Genomic DNA, 246 nt, shown 5'->3' on the forward strand with positions numbered 1-246 from the left:
GGTGTACGGTTCGCGCAGCGCCCTGGCGTTTCTGGCAGTGGCCTCCTTCTGGCTGGCGACCGCCTGGACCCACGCTACCGGCGCCATGTTGTTGGCCTGCGTGGTCTGCAGCCTGTTCGCCCGGCTCGAGGCGGCGCCGCAGATCGGCATGATGTTCTTGCGCGGTATTTTCTATGCGTTGCCGGTGGCGTTCTTCGTCGGGCAGATCCTGATGCCGCAGATCGACGGTTTCGTCATGCTCTGCCT

General features: G+C 64.6%; 1 protein-coding gene. It reads left to right on the forward strand.

All coding sequences use genetic code 11. The features are described 5' to 3' along the window. Window positions 1-246, forward strand: a 246-nt coding sequence (locus AC0IYH_RS33310) for an FUSC family protein (protein ID WP_471838688.1), incomplete at both ends; no start/stop codon positions are given.

The organism is Pseudomonas sp. AC463 (assembly GCF_979253585.1).